General features: G+C 60.0%; 5 protein-coding genes. 3 read left to right on the forward strand and 2 right to left on the reverse strand.

Features of this window, described 5'->3' with window-relative positions; genetic code table 11:
* Positions 1 to 175 precede the first annotated feature (175 nt).
* The 3 genes from OZ411_RS42750 (at position 176) to OZ411_RS42760 (ending at position 1,062) form a co-directional block, all read left to right on the forward strand.
* The gene (locus tag OZ411_RS42750) at positions 176 to 370 is read left to right on the forward strand and encodes a hypothetical protein (RefSeq protein ID WP_282532768.1); all 195 of its coding nucleotides are present in this window, start codon (positions 176 to 178) and stop codon (positions 368 to 370) included.
* Between the two features lie 99 nt (positions 371 to 469).
* Complete coding sequence (locus tag OZ411_RS42755) at positions 470 to 661, forward strand: hypothetical protein (protein WP_282532769.1); 192 nt, start codon at positions 470 to 472, stop codon at positions 659 to 661.
* Between the two features lie 152 nt (positions 662 to 813).
* Positions 814 to 1,062, forward strand: a complete 249-nt coding sequence (locus OZ411_RS42760; protein WP_282532770.1) for a hypothetical protein — start codon at positions 814 to 816, stop codon at positions 1,060 to 1,062.
* An 85-nt stretch (positions 1,063 to 1,147) separates the two neighbouring features.
* On the opposite strand, the gene OZ411_RS42765 is transcribed toward OZ411_RS42760, so the two are convergent.
* Positions 1,148 to 1,315, reverse strand: coding sequence for a hypothetical protein (locus OZ411_RS42765; RefSeq protein ID WP_282532771.1), 168 nt, complete (start codon positions 1,313 to 1,315; stop codon positions 1,148 to 1,150).
* Positions 1,288 to 1,590, reverse strand: a complete 303-nt coding sequence (locus OZ411_RS42770) for a ParB/Srx family N-terminal domain-containing protein (RefSeq protein ID WP_282532772.1) — start codon at positions 1,588 to 1,590, stop codon at positions 1,288 to 1,290. Before OZ411_RS42770 ends, OZ411_RS42765 begins: the two co-directional genes overlap by 28 nt.
* Positions 1,591 to 1,822 lie beyond the last annotated feature (232 nt).

Raw genomic sequence — 1,822 nt, forward strand, 5'->3', positions numbered from 1 at the left:
ATTGGACTGGAGGCGCTGATGCCGAAAGTCAGCGCCCGCGGGGCCATTGTCAAACTCATGGCCGCCGTGCTGGGCTGAGCTACTGCTGTATCTGACGACGCAGGACTGCGAGGCCATTATCGCCAAACTTGGAGCGCTCCGGCACCGTTGCGCACAAGAGCAACACGGAGGGGACATGAGAACCATCGTGAACGAAGCCGGCGAGATCGTCGCCAAGGCAACGCGTGACGGCACGTTGGTCGGCGGACACCACCGCATCGCGGTGGCGGCTAGCCTCGGTCAAAAGCTGGTCTGGCAAGACACCGGCGAACCTGTCAACCTTGAGGTCTTCTTCAGGCATCCGGCAAGTTCTCTGCGACATACAGCTTGATGCGCTCGCCGAGCGTAACGCTTGAGACCAGTGAGGCTATAATAGCCAAGGTCCTCAAACGCTCCGGCACCGCGGCGCATTCCTCCAACGAGCAACCCCATGAAAGTCAAAGACCTGATAGATGAGCTACGGAAGCTCGATCCGGAGATGCCGGTCGTTGCTTGCAGCCCTGACGGCTTCGATCTCTATGAGCCGACACTTGACCGCGAATGGATCACGATAGACCAGTTCGGTAGTCCGCAGCGCGCCATTTCAGGCGAGGCCGGGGCCGTGCAAGCCCTCCGCCTATAGCCGGCGGCCCACGCCAGCGACGACAACAATGCCGCGGTGACGGCTCGCTTCGCTGAGGACTTGCTGGCCAAGATTGGAACGCGAGGAGCCGGCATAAGGTTGGATAGACTGCGCACCATAGCAGCGGCGCTGAAACACATCACAGAGGCGAAATGATCCGAAAAATCGTGAACGAAGCCATGATCCGAACAATCGTGAACGAAGCCGGCATTGAAGTCGGCGAGACCAACCTCGACGGCATGCTTATCAAAGGGCACCACCGCATCGACGCCGAGCTAAAGCTCGGCCACAAACTGTTCTTCAGGACCGGCGGCGCTCCGGCAAGGATAAACTGCATCACCATTGACCATACCGCGCACAAGATCACGCTGGCGGTGGACGGCTTCAGTCGGGAAGCTTGAGCACCGTTCGCCCCGCGTAACGTTGTTCGGATACATCTGCTTCAAGCTGCGGACGAACTTGAACCAAGCGTCCTGCTGATCGGCATCATCGAACACGATGTTTGAGTTGGATCACAGCCTCGCCGAGTCCGTCACGCTGCCGCTCCTCGCGCTCGACCGCCTCACCAACATCGAACAGCTTGGCCAGCGCATCGGTGTCAAAACCGATCTTGCCGATGTCGAAGTTCAGCGCCTCGATCTCGCGGATTTCCATGCGCAGCAGGTCTTGATCCCAGCGGCATTCATCGGGAGCTGATTGTCGGCGAGCACATAGGCCTTCTTCTGCGCCTCAGTCCAACCTCGCGTCGTCATGACCGGGATTTCCCGGACGCCCAGCTTCTTCGCGGCGAGGACTCGACTATGCCCGGCAATGATGACGCCGTCCTCATCGACCAGGAGCGGCGTCGTCCAGTCCCATTCCTCAATGCTGGCCGCTATCTGCGCAATCTGCGTTGCCGAGTGCGTCCGCGCGTTCTTGGCGAATGGCACAAGGCTGGCAACGGAACCGCGCCTGCGTCATCTGCGGACCACTGAACAGCGCTCTCAACGACGGAAACGGCACGGTCATCAGAGCGGCTCACCCACAATCATACTCGGCGACAGTACGATCGTTGTCGCTCAAGTCCAGCCCAGTTGCTTTTTGTCCGCATCGCGACCAAGTCCGGTCTACCCCAAAGAGTTGACGTGAGGCCGAGGGGCTGGCTAGTCGCGTACGGGCCAA

This window comes from Bradyrhizobium sp. Arg237L (genome assembly GCF_029990105.1).
Classification (GTDB): Bacteria; Pseudomonadota; Alphaproteobacteria; order Rhizobiales; family Xanthobacteraceae; genus Bradyrhizobium.